Genomic DNA, 15,610 nt, shown 5'->3' with positions numbered 1-15,610 from the left:
TTTCAATTTTGGGGCGGTGGATATTAAGTTGTCTTCCAGGGAGGTGGACATGAGGGCGATCTTTGTCGGCCATCAAACATGGCTTGTGGAGCATGGAAACACCAGGATCCTGATTGACCCGCTGTTACGTGAGGACTTCGGTCTGGTCGATGAACACCGGATCGAGATCTATCCGCCACGTACCGTCGATGCCGCCGCCCTCTGTGACGTAGATCTGATTTTCCTCAGTCACGAACATTCCGATCATTTCGATATCCAGTCCCTGAACCTGTTGCCACGTTCCGCCCGGTTCGTGGTGGGGGCGACCATTGTCGAACCGGTCAAGCAATGCATCCGCGACCTAGGGTTCACCCTTACGCAGGTTATTGACACCGAGCCGATGCGCGTCGGCGACTTGAGTCTGCGCTTTTACCCGGCGGATCCGAAGACTGCCTTCTGGGAAAGCCGGGTGACCCAGGTACATATCGAGGAGTTCGAGCAGCCGAGCGGTGGCATCTTCATTGCCGTGGACGCCCTGGTATCCGAAGTATTCAAGACTGATATCGTCGAAGGACGGCTGGCACCACCCAAGCTGGTAATCGTCTCGAACAACTCCAGGGTATCTCCTCCAGGGGCCTTTCAGTCCCTGGAAAACTGGGGCAAGAACGCCAGCGGCAGTAACCGTAAGGTCGGTCCGCTGGGGGTCGGTGTGCTGAGCGCCGTGCTGACTAGCTACATGGACGATTTTCCGGTGCAACCCGAGAACATAGCCCTTTGTGGTGGTGGCTTCATCAAGCGCCTGGGCGGGTTCGCCGCTTTTCCATTTTCCGACCAGCCGACATTGAGCCGGTTGGCCAATCGGCTCAGCCTCGACACCCATATTGTCGGTCTGCTGCCAGGCGAAGCCTTTGCCCTGGCCTCGGATCCCGGGCCGCAGGCGTGTATCGATTGGGTCCAGGTGGACAAGGTGCAGCACAACGTGCTGATCGAGGAACTGGAACAGTTCATCGAGGCGCGCAAGACCGTCGAGGTGGTTGCTTCGGTGCGTCCGGATGTGCAGGACGCCGAGGCGTATGAAGAGCTGCTGCGACGCGCGCAAGCTGAGCTGCAGCGCCTGGCGAAAAGCCTGATGCTGTTCATCACCGGGCGCAAGGTGTTGGCGATGTCCCACTACAAGGGGCGCAAGCTTGGACCGAAAAGAATTGTTGTCAGTTTTGTCTCGCATGCCCTGGGGCGTCAGGACAGCTATGCGCTGAACCTGATCAGCGGCCAATTCGAGGCTGAGATGCACAACCAGTTCGAATCGCTGGTGGCGCAGTATCCCTTTGGCGTGTGTTTACCTTTGGTGGATTTCATCGGCATGATCGAAGGGGATCTACAGATCTGGGACATCGTGGGTGTTTCAGTCCAGTCCTGGTTCGAGAGCGGTATTTTCGACGGACTGATCCCGTTCTTCTACAGCTACTACGGCGAGAACGGCAGCCCTGAGCTATTGGCGAAAATCATCGGGCGCAGCATGCGCAACCTCGAGGTGCGCCCATGAAGCTGACGCTGATCGGCCACGAAAGCTGGTCGCTGCAGGCTGGCGACAGCCATGTGCTGATCGACCCGATGTTGGGGCGTGGCTTCGGCTCCGATGCCGACCGGCAGTTCGCGATAGTGCCGGCGCGCAACGTCGACTTGCAGCGCATGCCGGCGGTGGATGGCATTGTCTTGACCACTGAGCACCTGCAGCACTTTCATCCAGCTTCTTTACGCCATCTGGCCTCGAACTACGGGCATTTGCTCAAGCGCAAGGTGGTGTATGTCCCGGAGCTGTTTCCCGGTGCGGGCGAGGCGATTGTCCGCGCCTGCGGTTACGAGGTTCGTCGGGTCGATACTCAGGTCGAGTTTGTCATTGGCTCGCTGGGCCTGCGCTTCTACATGCCCCGCACCGAGGTACTGTTCTGGGACAGCCGGGTAGCGTCGCTGCATGCCGAGCATCAGGGCCGTGAGGCGGTGTTCATCCAGTCCGATACCCGTATCACTGATGCCTATTTTGCCGACGTCAACAGTGGCACCGTAACTTGGCCCCAGGTCATGGTGATGACCAATAATTTCCAGGGCAGCGGGGCGCAAGGGCCTATCGGCCTGGACAACCTGCTGCCGGTGCCCGACCAACGCTACACCCGGGTGTCCGGTTTGCGTCTGCTGGACGAAATCGTGCACAAGCCGATGCGCCGTCTGAACCAGGTGCCGACTCTGATCCTCGCGGGTAACGGTTATCGTGATCCCTTTGGCAAGATTCATCATCCCTGGTCGAACCTCGAACTGGCGCAGATCTGCAGCGAACTGTCGTTGTTGCGGGCAGTCCATTCACTGGCGCCCGGTGAAAGCTTCGACATAGCACGGACACTGCCAGGCGACCCCGCGCACTGGATCCGGGCATCCGAGGAACAGGCCGGGCCGTGTCCGACGAAAGAGCCACGCCGGGCGCGCTCGCTCGACACTCAGCGGATCAAGGCCCATCTCGATGAGATGGCCAGGACCTGGCTGATTACCCACTATGGCCAGGTGCTGATGACCCAGAACGACTACCTGGGGCGCCCCGTTGGTCCGTGTCGCGCGGTTCTGCAATTGACGCGGGACGACGGCGTTTGCCAACAATGGCTGCTGGATGTGTCCAGGGTAGAGTTCGTCGAGGTGCCAGTCGAGGGCGAGGGGGCGATCAAGCGTTATCCCTACGGCATCCGTGTCGACTATGACGATTTCTGCCAGATGCTGCTCGGCGAGTTGCAGATATGGGAGTTGCTCAACCTGTCGGCATCCCAGTGGTATGTCTGTGATCGCTATGACAGCCCGCTGGCGTTCTGGCTCGAATACTACAACGAGCAAGTTGATCATGAACGCGCTTTGCGCAGTTATGAAATGTCGCTGGCGACTGCGCCATGAGCAGGCAGGGAGCCTTTGAGCATGTGCACCTGGCGCTCCTCGACGCAGCTCAGGTACAACTGCGGCGGCAGGCGCTCGCCGAGCTGGTGGCCGAGCGTTATCAGGTTCGGCGGGTGCTCGGTCAGTCGGTTAAGTCCTTGGTCTGCTCCGGTCGGTGCATGGCCACCAGCGAGCAGGTGGTGATCAAGCGTTACTTCGACGAGGCGGCCTATAGCGCCGAAGTCAGCGGTTATTTGCTGTTCCGCTCGGGGCCGATTGCAGGCATGCGTTATCAGGATGCGCGGCATCGGGTTCTGGTGCTGGAGGCTGTCCAGGGCCGCTTGCCGGTTCCGGCCGACCTGCCTGAGGTGATTGCGGCCTACGCGGCAATGCATGCCACGGCCCTGGCGAACACCCAGCGTGCCATGGGGCAGCGCAATACCCCTGATTTTCTTGATCCCTGTCTGTCGTCCCGCTGCCTCATTCCCTCGTTCGACCTGCAGGGCGTCAGCGTCGGTGACTGCAAGCCGGAGCATCTGCTCGTTACCGTCGATGGCGTGCGCATCCTCGACCTGGAGACTCATTCCCTGCAGCGCAGCGTATGGTTCGACATCTTGTCATTGAGCCGCTTTCTGGGGGCGGGGCCGGCGTTTTCGTCGAATCTGGAACAATGGGTGGCGCGTTACTGCGCATGCCGGGAGATTCCCGCCCACTATTACGATCTGGAGAAGATCCGCGAATACTTGAAGCGTATACAAGCCCTGGAGCCTGGTAGGGTGTACTGCGAGGGAGCGCTGCCATGAAGTGGATGTACTGTTTTACCCCGGCATTGCGCTACCGCACGGTCGCTCGCTCCGAAGGGCGAGCTTTCGCCAACGGCTTTTTCGGCCTGGCTTTCAGCCTTGCGCCTTGGGCGGTTGGAGCTTTTGCACTGGTGTCGTTGTTGCAGTACAGCGTTTCGCTGTTGTTCATCTACAAGCTGAGCACTCTGGTGGCGGCGCAGGACAGTGTCGAAATCACTCAGGCGGACACCGCATTCCTGGCGTTGTTGGCGGTCAGCGGGTTTTTGCTGGTGGTGAGCGAGCTCAACCTGGAACGCTACATCTCCCTTGGACTATGCCGCGAGTTCGAGTGCCTTCTGACACGCAAGATGCAGCCTCGGTTAGAGGTGTCGGTGCTGGAGCGGGTGGTTTCACGGGATTTCAGCGTCATTCTCGACGGCATCGGAGCCAGCGTTAACCTGTTGGTTATTCCAGTTTTCCTGCTGCTTTCAATCCTGCTGGCATTGCTGGTGTTCGGCGCCGCAGGACTCTGGGCGCTTGCGGTGATCGGTGTGTTCCTGCCGCTGTCCTATCTGCTCTCCAGGTTTTCGGACCGCAACTATCAGCGGATCATGGATATGGCTGCGCAGCGCATCGAACAATGTTCGGTATGGTTGCGCAAAGGACCGTGGCTTAAGCAGTTCGCTGACCGGACTAACTTGCAGGGCATCGAGCGGACACTCGCGACTGAACGCTCCCTGCGCAATCTGGATACGCTGTTGCGCGGAGCCGACAGCTACATCATCGGTTTCGGGCGCTTGATTCCCTTTGTCATGCTTGGCCTGTTGGGTACCTCGGAATCAGCCATGGTCTGGGACGGGGCGATTTTCTGGCTGAGCATTCCGTTGCTCGCGGCGGTGCTCGCGTTGCCCCGCTCCTATGTCAGTTACAGGGCTGTCGGCCGCTCTCTGGAAGCGCTTAATGGGCTGTACCGGAATTCCTCCACGCATCTGCTATCGCGACCCGTTGCCGCCGATCAGGCGTGCAGTGTTATCGAGTTCGATGCCGACTGGCCGATCTGGCCCGCAGTGCTGGCCGAACTGATTCCTGGCCCGTTGGAGCGCCAGCGCGAAGAGATGCATGCTTTGCTGAGTGCTTTTCGGTTGGTGCCCGAGTTGGGACAGGACCCACGGCAGGTTCTGCAACTGCCCGTCGAGTTGGACGCAAGCAACCTCTCTGCCGGCCAGCGCCTGCGCCTGCAACTGCTGCGCGGGGTGTTTCTCGCGAGGACTCTGGACGGGACGCTGAGTATCGATCACGACTTCTCGACGTTGGACGCTGCGGCCGCGCAGGCCGTGAAAGATGCCTTGGAGCGTCTGCCCTGGATCAGTTTCAGTCCATCGGCCGCAAGCGCGATAGCACAGCGCGAGGGCTCGGCGCAGGTCGCTGAGCGAATGGCCTCGACGTTGCCGGTCGGTTCCCCGGCGCCGGAGCCCTACGGTCTTGGCGATCTGTTCAAGTATTGTCGCTGGGGTGTGCTGATTTTGTTGGTCCCGGCGCTGATGATGAGCTATGCGGCCAACCTGACGCTGCCAGAGGCTGGTTTCTCGTCTTGGCAGGTGCTGTTGTATGTGGTGGCTGGGGTAGGCGCAGGAATCGTTGCCGGGCTACTTATCGAGAGTCTGTTGCGCAGCCGCTTTTCCCGCTTGTTCATCGATGGCCTGCGAGACATCCGGGTTACCGGCCTGGCCGATGCGCTGCAGGTGATTTCTCGCGATGTCACCACGACATTCGAACGCATCGCCTGGTATGCCCACGATATTGCCTGGATCATTGCGCTGTTGCTGTGCAATGGAGTGGCCTTGTGGATGGGGTTCGGCCTCTTCGGTATCGCCGTGGCGCTGCTGTTCAGTGGTCTGCTGGCGGTGTTGTACCGACTTTCGATCAATGAGTTGTATCGGGCCCGGGTTCAGAGCGTCAGCGGGTTCGACTCCCTGCTGCGCTCAGCCCATGTGGCGTTTTCCATTTCCCAGGCGGCTGGCATGGGTTTCGAACGCCTGGGCGACTGGCTGGCGCTTGCCCAGCGAGGTGCGATCGCCGAGGGGGTGAAGCATTTCTACACCACTCGCCTGCGCAGTGTGATCACCCGTACCGTCACGGCGGCCAGTTGCACTTTGCTCAGCGACCTGGTGATTGTCCTGGTGGTCCTGATGGGCAGCCTCTACCGGACGGATGATTCGGCTTTTGTGCTTGCGGTCACGGCCTTGCTGTTGGTGCGCTCCGACCTGGCCAATGTGTTTCTGGCTATCACGGGCTTTAAATCGCAGTCGGTGTCGGTGGAGCGCCTGCAACATTTTGCCCGACCCAAACGCTCGGTGGCCGTGGCGATCGCCGGGCATAGCCTACGCATTTCGCCCTTTATCGCTCAACGTGCCTATCGTGCCCTGAGCCTGGAGCGGGGTCGTTTGTACTCACTATCGGGGCACTCCGGTTCCGGCAAGAGCGAGTACCTCAAGGGCGTGGCCGGCATCACCGATGTCGTCATCGAAGAAGCGGAGGTGGCTCAGGTCATGACATCACGCCGCTATTACTTGGACAGCAGTACCCTGGCGCTGCTCGGCGGTGAGCCCGGCGCAAGCAGCTGGCTGGATAACTGGCTGAGCGCGTTGCCACCGGGGCGCCACCATCTGCTGCTACTGGATGAGCCGTTCAGCGCCTTGCCTGCCGAGCAACTGGCCGAGCGTGTAGAGGCGTTGCGTCATTACGTCGAGCGTAGCGGCAACACGCTGGTGCTGGTGGATCATCGTTGCCGACTGGAACATGACATCGAGCTCGCAGAGCTGGCAATCGGTGATTATCCGGTGCAAGGAAATACTCATGGATGAGCCGATTGTGTACCTGGGCGACCGGGGGTTCCTCAAACGTTATGGCAGTCCCTATTCGGTGCACCAAGTCGAGAGGATCGCGCGCAGGGTCCTGGCCAGCTCCGGCCTGGGTCTGGCCAGCGGCGACTGGCCCACGGCGATAGCCGTCAGCAATGCCTTGGCAGGCGGTCCGCGAATGCGGCATATCTATCATTCACGCTTCCTGATACGCGTGACCGAGCAGGCAACGGGGCAGGGGGTCAGTGTCCATCAGGTCCAGGCCAATCCGGCTTACTACTACACCGCCCCTGGCCATACCTTCGCCGCCGATGCGCAACAGATCGCGGAAGACCTCGATATCATCCGTTGCTGCCAGCCCGGCTTGGTGACCCTGGGGGGGGACTGGCTGGACATTTTGCTCGCGCAGCGGCAACACGTCTTGCTCGACGTGATCCTGCGGCAGATGGAGAAGGCCATTACGCCGGCCTCACGGATTCTTCTGGGCTTTCACCCCAGCACCGGCTTCTTGCAGGTGTTGAGAGAGCGATCGTTCGTCGGCGCCGCGGTGCCGGTCAACTTGTTGAATATGCAGTGCGCGAGCTACGCCGGCTATTTGCGTCAGATCAAGGCCCGATCCCGTCTTTTTGCTGTGCATTGCCTGGCGGGTGGCGATATTCCCCTGAAGCCTGCACTGGACTACGCCTTTTATCATCGGCAGGTCGACGCCTGTATCGTCGGCGCCACCCGTAAGCGGCATATCGAGGCGTTGGCGGCCTGCGAGGCCGGCTTCAGGAGTTCGACGAGATGAACGTGATTCTCATGCGTCGTGCACGGCGATTCGACGAGGCGCTATTGCGAAACCACCTGAAGACACTGCAGCGCGCACATGGCGATCTGCTGGTGCTGTCTGGCCGCTCGGTGTGCTATGCCCCTGTCCTGGCACTGGCTGGCAGCCTGGAGATCCAGACCCTGCTCTTCGAGCAGCAATTGTACGATCCGCAGCAAGTCCATGGGGCCCGAAAGATGGACTGGTTGTTCGATTCCTATGCTGGCCGCCACGGCAGCCAGAGCCTCAACACTCTCTATCACGCGTTTGCCATCGAGCTGGAAGCGATTATCCGCCGGCATGGCGACAGAACCCTGGTGATCTATCTCGACCTGTTGCTTCTGGAAATCGCCTACGCAGTGCTTGCCAGCCAGCCCCTGCAGTCGCTGCAGGGTTTTTCGCTGTACCTCGAAGAGTTGAGTATCGCGATCCTCGCCAGAGTTCCGTTCAAGGGCGGGTTCCAGACTCTGCTGCTGAAGTCGAATGTCACGCCGGCGCAAGCGTTCGTCGGCAGGGCCGAGTTGAAACTGGTGAGGTAACGCCGCAACCCTGTTGGCGTGATCTGCGAACCTAGCCTGAGAAGAGAAAGGAGTGCTAATGGACCCGCGACGCAAGGACTATTTGGCGACAGAGGTGATTTACAGCGGCAACTCGCTGCGCATCGGCGACGAGTTCGTCATGCATGAATGGGAGAGACCACTGATCCGCAGGATGGTCGAGGATCTCAAGCTCACGCCTGACGATCGGCTGCTGGAAATCGGCTTTGGCATGGGCATTTCGGCCAGCATCCTGCAGGAGTTCAGGCCGGCTTCCCACACCATTGTCGAGCCCCATCCACAGGTGCTGCTCCAGGCTGAGCGCTGGAAGAGCGCGCGCGTGAACGTTCAGCTGCACCCCGGCTACTGGCAGCAGCTTGACGCCGGGCCCCAGCGTTATTCGGCGATCTTCTTCGATCCGTATGCCGATGACATGGAGGCAGTTGACGACGAGAACCTCAGGTTCCTCCAGTTCGCTGCGCAGTCGCTGCTCGCTGATGGCGGGCGTCTGGCCCTCTTCTGCATACGGCCTCTGCTGCCGCTGGAGTACCAGCGCGTGATGTTCGAACACTATCGCCGGGTGGAAATCAGTTCGGTAAAGGTTGCCCCCAGGGATACCGCCAACCCGACGGCGGACCTTGACGGCCACATGATTTCAGTGGTGTTGCACAAGTAAGAAAGCCTCGATTCCGTGATCCGGGCTTGCTCGCCGGACGTGCCGGGTTTGGCCTGAAAAACAATCCCTCAGTAAGGGTGATAGCGATGAACAACCTTAGCATGCGTATTGGCCTGGTCGGCCTCCTGTGGTTTTTTGGCACCCCTGTATGGGCGCAGACTCAGGCCCCGAAAGCCCTGCCCCCGTCTGTGACCTCCACCAGCAAGGCCATGACCATCATTTTCGAGCCGCCCAAGGGCCAGGAAGAGGCGTTTCTGAATACCTTCGTCACCTCCCAGGCTGCGTACATGCAGGCTTACGCCGGCAAGTCGGAGGAGGGGGTCAAGGTGATCAACCTGATCCCCACCGAGCAGGGAGAGCCGCTGATCCACCTGATGATCTACCGCGACCCGGCGACCTTCGAGCGGGCCAAGCAGATATTTGCTTCGCGAGAGGCCATGAGCAGCTACATCGACGGCCATGTGAAATCCTATGGCGGTTACCACATTCCCAAGGAGTACCTGCGTCACACCAAGGTGTACATGAGTGATGTAGTTACTGAGTAATCGCTGAGACGACTCGGCCGGCGTGGGGGCGGCGGTCGACACAAGGTATGGAGAGAGAGTCCAGGCTATGCGCGTGGTTATCGGATCGTTGTTGATTGGCCTAATATTTGCGGCTCCCAGTCTGCAAGGCAGCAGTCGAGGCGAGCCCTTCATGTTGACCAATGGTTGTATCAATTGCCACGGTTTCGAAGGGCAGCGTACGCCGGGGGCGATTCCTTCGCTGGCCGGCCAGTCCGAGGCCTATCTGTACAGGACCCTGCTGGCTTATCGCGATGGCACCCGCCAAGGCACCATCATGAACCGGGCGATGCAAGGGTACGACGACCACACGCTCAGGCAGTTCGCCGCGTACTACAGCCGTCTGCCGAAAGTGCCGGTGGGCAATGCCGTGCCCTTGGCACATCGACAAGGTGAACGGCTATATGCGCAGCACTGTTCCAGTTGTCATGAGAAACAGGTGGATACGCCCTATGTGAAAGGGCAGAACGCGCAGTATATGCAAGGTGTGCTGCAGGATATGGCCACAGGCCAACGAACGATGCCAGAGGAAATGGCGAGTGCGATTGCCATCCTCGACGGCGAGGAGCTGCTGCAGCTTCTGGCGTACCTGCAAGGTTGCACGCAGGAGGCTGCATGTCGATGAACCCACAACGCAGGCGGCTGCTCAGGTGGCTGGCCACCGGGATCGGTGTTTCGTCGATCCGGGCCCTGGCCAGGCCGGCGGAGCCCGTGGCGGCTCACTCTTATGCCGTGGTGGTGATCGGTGGTGGTTTTGCTGGTGCGACTTTCGCTCGCACTCTCAGGCGCCTGGATGGCAACGTCAGGATCACGCTGATCGAGCCCTGCCGGAAGTATCACTGCTGTCCGCTGGGTGTCGAGTACCTGGTGGGCAAGCGGGATGAGCAAACCTTGGTCTTTGGCTACGAGCAGTTATGCGCCGAGGGCATAGAGGTGGTTCATCGCAAGGCACGCTCGATCGATGCCAAACGCAAGCAGGTCAGGCTCGCCGACGGTTCGTTGCTCGGCTACGACCGCTGCGTGGTGGCGACGGGCATCGGCTACAAGTACGACAGCATCACCGGTTACAGCGAGGCGGTGGCCAGCCGTGTGCCTCATGCCTGGGGCGGCGGCGAGCAATTGCGCCTGCTCAAACGCCAACTGGAGGCCATGCCCAACGGCGGCAATGTGCTGATCTCGGTACCTGTGGACGATTACCGCTGCCCGCCCGGGCCGTATGAGCGGGCCAGCCTGATTGCCGATTATTTAAAGACCCACAAGCCTGACTCGCGGGTGATCATCCTGGACGCCAAGCCGCGGTTCGCCAAGCAGGCGCAATTCGAGCAGGCCTGGAAACGTTTCTATGGCTATGGTAGCGAGCAGGCCAACATCCAGTGGATCGGTGCCTTGCAGGGGGGTACCGTGCACGGTTTCGACGAAGCTAGGGGGCAACTGCTGACCGAGGGTGGTCCGGTCAGCGGCCAAGTGATCAACATCATCGCGCCCCAGCAGGCAGATGATTTCTCTCGCCGCAACGGCCTGGCCGCCGAGCATGGCTGGTGCCCGGTCGACACCCAGACCCTGGAATCCCTGCTAGTACCGGATGTGCATGTGATCGGCGACGCAGCCTACGCCGAGAAACTGCCTAAGTCGGCCTTCGCCGCGACCTGCCAGGCCAGGGTCTGTGCCTTGGCCATCCATAGCCAGATCCACGGCCTGGCGCTGCTCAAACCGCAGTACATGAATGTCTGCTACAGCCTGTGTGGCGACAACTACGGTATCTCGGTGCTGCTGCAGTACCAGCATGACGCGACCCACAATCTCATCGAGATCGAAACCTTGCAGGTCACGCCTTTGGACGTCAACGACGAGCATTATCGTCGTGAGGCGCTGTCGGCCTACAGCATGTTCGACAGCCTGGTCAAAGAGGCATTTGGCTAGACAGGTGGACGCCATAAGGGCTGCGAGCGTGGATCTGCCTTAGATGTGTTTTTCCGATACAGGAATCACCCGCCGCTCTTTCACCGCCTTGTACGAAAAACTCGAATAGATCTCCTTCACCCCCGGCAACCGCTGCAGCACCTCGCGGGTGAATTCGCCGAACGACTCCAGATCGCGCGCCAGGATTTCCAGCAAAAAGTCATAGCGCCCGGAAATGTTGTGGCAGGCGACGATCTCGGGGATCTCCATCAGCCGCCGTTCGAACGCCAGGGCGATCTCCTTGGTGTGCGAGTCCATCATGATGCTGACGAAGGCGGTAACCCCAAAACCCAGCGATTTGGGCGAGAGAATGGCCTGGTATCCGGTGATGTAGCCGTTGTCCTCCAGCAACTTGACCCGCCGCCAGCATGGCGAAGTGGTCAGGGCGACCTGGTCGGCAAGTTCGGAGACGGTCAGGCGTGCGTTGTCCTGCAGGGCGGCGAGCAGGGCGCGGTCGGTGCGGTCGAGGGTCGAAGGCATGATTTGCCCTCCTGGTTAACCATTTATTGTTTTTATCCCAATACTGGCCCGATTGCGTGGGCAACTTTGGAAAAATTGCAGCAGCTCGGTGGCATAAGCTTATAACAAACCACACGAGGCTGTTGCCATGCGCGACTCCAATAACAACACCGGTTTTTCCACGCGGGCCATCCACTACGGCTATGACCCGCTGTCCCATGGCGGCGCCCTGGTGCCGCCGGTCTACCAGACCGCCACCTTCGCTTTTCCGACCGTCGAATACGGGGCTGCCTGCTTTGCCGGCGAGGAGGGTGGGCACTTCTACAGCCGAATTTCCAACCCGACCCTGGCCTTGCTGGAGCAGCGCATGGCGTCGCTTGAAGGCGGCGAGGCCGGGCTGGCGCTGGCTTCGGGCATGGGCGCCATCACCTCCACCTTGTGGACCTTGCTACGCCCGGGGGATGAACTGATCGTCGGCCGCACCCTGTATGGCTGCACTTTCGCCTACCTGCACCACGGCATCGGTGAGTTCGGTGTGAAGATCCAGCATGTCGACCTCAACGACCCGCAGGCGCTAAAAGCCGCGATCACCGCGAAAACCCGGATGATCTACTTCGAGACCCCGGCCAACCCCAACATGCAACTGGTGGATATCGCCGCCGTGGCCGATGCAGTGCGTGGCCACGACATCAGCATCGTGGTCGACAATACTTACTGCACCCCTTATCTGCAGCGCCCTTTGGAACTGGGCGCCGACCTAGTGGTGCACTCGGCGACCAAATACCTGTCCGGCCACGGCGACATCACCGCTGGCCTGGTAGTCGGGCGCAAGGCGTTGGTCGACCGCATTCGCCTGCAGGGCCTCAAGGACATGACTGGCGCGGTGCTGTCGCCCCACGACGCCTCGCTGCTGATGCGTGGCATGAAGACCCTGGCCCTGCGCCTGGACCGCCATTGCGCCAATGCGCAGCGGTTGGCCGAGCACCTTGCCCGCCAGCCACAGGTCGAGCTGATCCATTACCCAGGCCTGCCGTCGTTCCCTCAGTACGCATTGGCGCAGCGGCAGATGCGCCTGCCGGGTGGGATGATCGCTTTCGAGCTCAAGGGTGGCATCGAGGCCGGGCGCCGCTTCATGAATGCATTGCAGCTGTTCAGCCGGGCGGTGAGCCTGGGGGATGCCGAGTCGCTGGCCCAGCACCCGGCGAGCATGACCCACTCCAGCTACACGCCCGAGGAGCGGGCGCACCATGGTATTTCCGAGGGGCTGGTGCGGTTGTCGGTGGGGCTCGAAGACATCGACGACTTGCTGGCCGATATCGACCAGGCCCTGAAGGCCTGTGCCTGAACTGCCACGGAAGAGGCTTGCGCGATGGTAGCGATGATGAACCCGAACGCGCCGTTTACGGCCCACGATGCCGCGTTGGACAGCGACCCGGCGGAAACCGCCGAATGGTGCCAGGCCCTGGAATCCAGCCTGGCCCATTGCGGCCCGGCGCGGGCGCGCTACCTGCTGCAGCGCCTGCAGGCCCATGCCCTGGAGCTGGGCCTTGAGCGCGAGGCCCAGGCGTTTTCCGCCTACCGCAACACCTTGCCGGTGGAGCAGCAGGGTGCCTACCCCGGCGACCTGGAGCTGGACGAGCGGATCACCAGTATCCTGCGTTGGAACGCCCTGGCCATGGTGGTGCGGGCCAACCATGCCTATGGCGAACTGGGCGGGCATATCGCCAGCTATGCCTCGGCGGCGGAGATCTTCGAGGTCGGTTTCCAGCACTTCTTTCGCGGCGAAAGCGGCGGCGAGGGGCGCACGGGCGACCTGGTGTTCTTCCAGCCGCACTCGGCGCCGGGCATTTATGCCCGGGCGTTTCTCGAAGGGCGTTTGAGCGAACAGCAACTGGCAAACTACCGCCAGGAGATCGCGGGCAATGGCCTGTGCTCTTATCCACACCCCTGGCTGATGCCCGACTTCTGGCAATTCCCCACCGGCTCCATGGGCATCGGCCCGCTCAGCGCAATCTACCAGGCGCGCTTCATGCGCTACCTGCAGCATCGCAGTCTGCTGGACACCTCGGCGCGGCATGTGTGGGGCGTGTTCGGCGACGGCGAGATGGACGAGCCGGAGTCCATCGCCGGCCTGACCTTGGCCGCCCGTGAAGGGCTGGACAACCTGACCTTCATCGTCAACTGCAACCTGCAGCGCCTGGATGGCCCGGTGCGTGGCAACGGCCAGATCGTCCAGGAGCTGGAAGCGCTGTTCAGCGGTGCCGGCTGGAACGTGATCAAGGTGCTGTGGGGCTCGGAGTGGGACGCGCTGTTCGCCCGCGACCACGAGCACGCGTTGCTGCGCCAGCTGGCGGCGACACCCGATGGCCAGTTCCAGAACCTGGGCGCCAAGGATGGCAGCTACAACCTCGAGCATTTTTTCAACCAGGACCCGGCCTTGCAGCGCCTTGTGGCGCATATGAGCAGCGAGCAGATCAACGCCCTCAAGCGCGGTGGCCATGATTTTCGCAAGCTGCACGCGGCCTATGCCGCCGCCAAGGCGTACAAGGGCCGGCCGACGGTGATCCTGGCCAAGACCAAGAAAGGCTTCGGCATGAGCAGCGCCGGTGAGTCGCGGATGACCGCGCACCAGGCCAAGAAGCTCGATGTGCAGGCGCTGCTGGCATTCCGCGACCGTTTCCACCTGCCGCTGTCGGACGAGGCGGTGGAGCAACTGCGCTTCTATCGCCCGGCCGAGGACAGCCCGGAGATGGTCTATCTGCGCCAGCGCCGGCAAGTGCTTGGCGGCCCCTTGCCGGTGCGCCGCAGCGACTGCGCCACGCTGCCACTGCCGGCGCTCGATGCCTTCGCAGGCTTCGCCCTGCAGGCCGACGGCAAGGAAATGTCCACCACCATGGCCGCCGTGCGCATGCTTGGCCACTGGCTCAAGGCACCGGGGCTGGGGCCGCGTGTGGTGCCGATCGTCGCCGATGAGGCGCGAACCTTCGGCATGGCCAGCCTGTTCCGCCAGATCGGTATCTACTCACCGGCGGGGCAGCGCTACGAGCCTGAGGATGCGGGCTCGCTGCTGACGTACAAGGAGGCGCGCGACGGCCAGTTGCTGGAAGAGGGCATCACCGAGGCCGGGGCGATCTCGTCCTGGGTCGCGGCCGCCACTTCCTATGCGGTGCACGGCGAGCCGATGCTGCCGGTGTACATCTATTACTCGATGTTCGGTTTCCAGCGTGTCGGCGACCTGATCTGGGCCGCCGCCGACCAGCGCGCCCGTGGCCTGTTGCTGGGCGCCACTGCCGGGCGCACCACGCTCGGCGGGGAGGGGCTGCAACACCAGGATGGCTCGAGCCTGGTCATGGCGTCGATGGTGCCCAACTGCCGGGCCTGGGATCCGTGCTTCGCCGGGGAGCTGGCGGTGATCCTCGACCATGCCGCACGGCGCATGCTGGTGGAGCAATGCGACGAGTTCCATTACGTGGCGGTCATGAACGAAAACTATCCACAGCCATCGCTGCCGCCAGGCGTACACGGTGATGTGTTGCGTGGCATGTACCTGCACGCACGGCAGCAATCAGTGAAGCCGCGAGCCCAGGTGCGGCTGCTGGGTTCGGGGGCGATCCTGCGTGAAGTGATCAAAGCCAGTGAACTGCTGGCGACCGAATGGCAGGTCGACAGCGAGGTGTTCAGTGTCACCAGCTTCAGTGAGCTGGCCCGGGAGGCCAGGGATCAGCGTCGGGCGGCGATAGCTGGAGATGAGGAGGGCAGCCATGTGCGGCGCTGCCTCGAAGGCGATGCGCCTGTGATTGCCGCCAGTGACTATGTGCGCGCCTGGCCGCAGTTGATCGCCGAGTATGTCGATGCGCCTTACATCACCCTGGGCACCGATGGCTTCGGCCGCAGCGATAACCGTCAGCACCTGCGGCGGTTCTTCGAGGTGGATCGGTTTGCGGTGGTGATGGCGGCGTTGTATGGGCTGGTGCGGCAGGGGCGGTTGCCGAAAGAAGTGCTCGTGCAGGCCAAGGCAAGGTATGGCCGAGAGGATCAAGGTGCCGCCTGGTATCGATGATCGGCTTTGAATTGTCT

General features: G+C 61.5%; 13 protein-coding genes. 12 read left to right on the top strand and 1 reads right to left on the bottom strand.

The genetic code is table 11. The features are described from left to right. Window positions 1–49 precede the first annotated feature (49 nt). From ACQ4N9_RS18240 to ACQ4N9_RS18195, 10 genes are all read left to right on the top strand, one after another. Window positions 50–1,522 (top strand): MBL fold metallo-hydrolase, encoded by a 1,473-nt coding sequence (locus ACQ4N9_RS18240; RefSeq protein ID WP_430933425.1) that lies wholly within the window; start codon window positions 50–52, stop codon window positions 1,520–1,522. After that, a complete protein-coding gene (locus ACQ4N9_RS18235; RefSeq protein ID WP_390967059.1) occupies window positions 1,519–2,910 on the top strand; it encodes an MBL fold metallo-hydrolase in 1,392 nt (463 codons plus the stop codon). The genes ACQ4N9_RS18240 and ACQ4N9_RS18235 overlap by 4 nt, the downstream gene beginning before the upstream one ends. Then, window positions 2,907–3,692, top strand: coding sequence for a hypothetical protein (locus ACQ4N9_RS18230; RefSeq protein WP_390967061.1), 786 nt, complete (start codon window positions 2,907–2,909; stop codon window positions 3,690–3,692). Before ACQ4N9_RS18235 ends, ACQ4N9_RS18230 begins: the two co-directional genes overlap by 4 nt. After that, on the top strand, window positions 3,689–6,535 hold the full coding sequence (locus tag ACQ4N9_RS18225; protein ID WP_390967063.1) for an ATP-binding cassette domain-containing protein: 2,847 nt from the start codon (window positions 3,689–3,691) through the stop codon (window positions 6,533–6,535). Before ACQ4N9_RS18230 ends, ACQ4N9_RS18225 begins: the two co-directional genes overlap by 4 nt. Continuing rightward, window positions 6,528–7,322 (top strand): hypothetical protein, encoded by a 795-nt coding sequence (locus ACQ4N9_RS18220; protein WP_390967065.1) that lies wholly within the window; start codon window positions 6,528–6,530, stop codon window positions 7,320–7,322. The genes ACQ4N9_RS18225 and ACQ4N9_RS18220 overlap by 8 nt, the downstream gene beginning before the upstream one ends. Then, complete coding sequence (locus tag ACQ4N9_RS18215) at window positions 7,319–7,879, top strand: hypothetical protein (protein WP_125462698.1); 561 nt, start codon at window positions 7,319–7,321, stop codon at window positions 7,877–7,879. The genes ACQ4N9_RS18220 and ACQ4N9_RS18215 overlap by 4 nt, the downstream gene beginning before the upstream one ends. 58 nt (window positions 7,880–7,937) lie before the next feature. Next, window positions 7,938–8,552, top strand: a complete 615-nt coding sequence (locus ACQ4N9_RS18210) for a hypothetical protein (RefSeq protein ID WP_390967067.1) — start codon at window positions 7,938–7,940, stop codon at window positions 8,550–8,552. Window positions 8,553–8,638: 86 nt separating this feature from the next. Next, window positions 8,639–9,097 carry a hypothetical protein gene (locus tag ACQ4N9_RS18205; RefSeq protein ID WP_430933421.1) on the top strand — a complete coding sequence of 153 codons (459 nt, stop codon included), beginning with the start codon at window positions 8,639–8,641 and terminating at the stop codon, window positions 9,095–9,097. A gap of 67 nt (window positions 9,098–9,164) precedes the next feature. Continuing rightward, window positions 9,165–9,740 (top strand): c-type cytochrome, encoded by a 576-nt coding sequence (locus ACQ4N9_RS18200; RefSeq protein ID WP_390967071.1) that lies wholly within the window; start codon window positions 9,165–9,167, stop codon window positions 9,738–9,740. Then, entirely contained in the window at window positions 9,731–11,035 is a 1,305-nt protein-coding gene (locus ACQ4N9_RS18195) for an FAD-dependent oxidoreductase (RefSeq protein ID WP_390967073.1), read from the top strand. Before ACQ4N9_RS18200 ends, ACQ4N9_RS18195 begins: the two co-directional genes overlap by 10 nt. 39 nt (window positions 11,036–11,074) lie before the next feature. Here ACQ4N9_RS18195 and ACQ4N9_RS18190 read toward each other — a convergent pair whose 3' ends face one another. Then, window positions 11,075–11,554, bottom strand: a complete 480-nt coding sequence (locus ACQ4N9_RS18190) for an Lrp/AsnC family transcriptional regulator (RefSeq protein ID WP_125462705.1) — start codon at window positions 11,552–11,554, stop codon at window positions 11,075–11,077. A 127-nt stretch (window positions 11,555–11,681) separates the two neighbouring features. Between ACQ4N9_RS18190 and ACQ4N9_RS18185 the strand changes: the two genes are divergently transcribed. Next, window positions 11,682–12,878, top strand: a complete 1,197-nt coding sequence (locus ACQ4N9_RS18185; protein WP_390967075.1) for a methionine gamma-lyase — start codon at window positions 11,682–11,684, stop codon at window positions 12,876–12,878. Between the two features lie 36 nt (window positions 12,879–12,914). Beyond that, on the top strand, window positions 12,915–15,593 hold the full coding sequence (gene mdeB / locus ACQ4N9_RS18180) for an alpha-ketoglutarate dehydrogenase (protein WP_390967077.1): 2,679 nt from the start codon (window positions 12,915–12,917) through the stop codon (window positions 15,591–15,593). Window positions 15,594–15,610: the final 17 nt, after the last annotated feature.

Origin of the sequence: Pseudomonas sp. ES1, from assembly GCF_050586605.1 — a bacterium.
Lineage (GTDB): Bacteria > Pseudomonadota > Gammaproteobacteria > Pseudomonadales > Pseudomonadaceae > Aquipseudomonas > Aquipseudomonas sichuanensis.
This window is presented reverse-complemented; position numbering and strand designations above follow the sequence as displayed.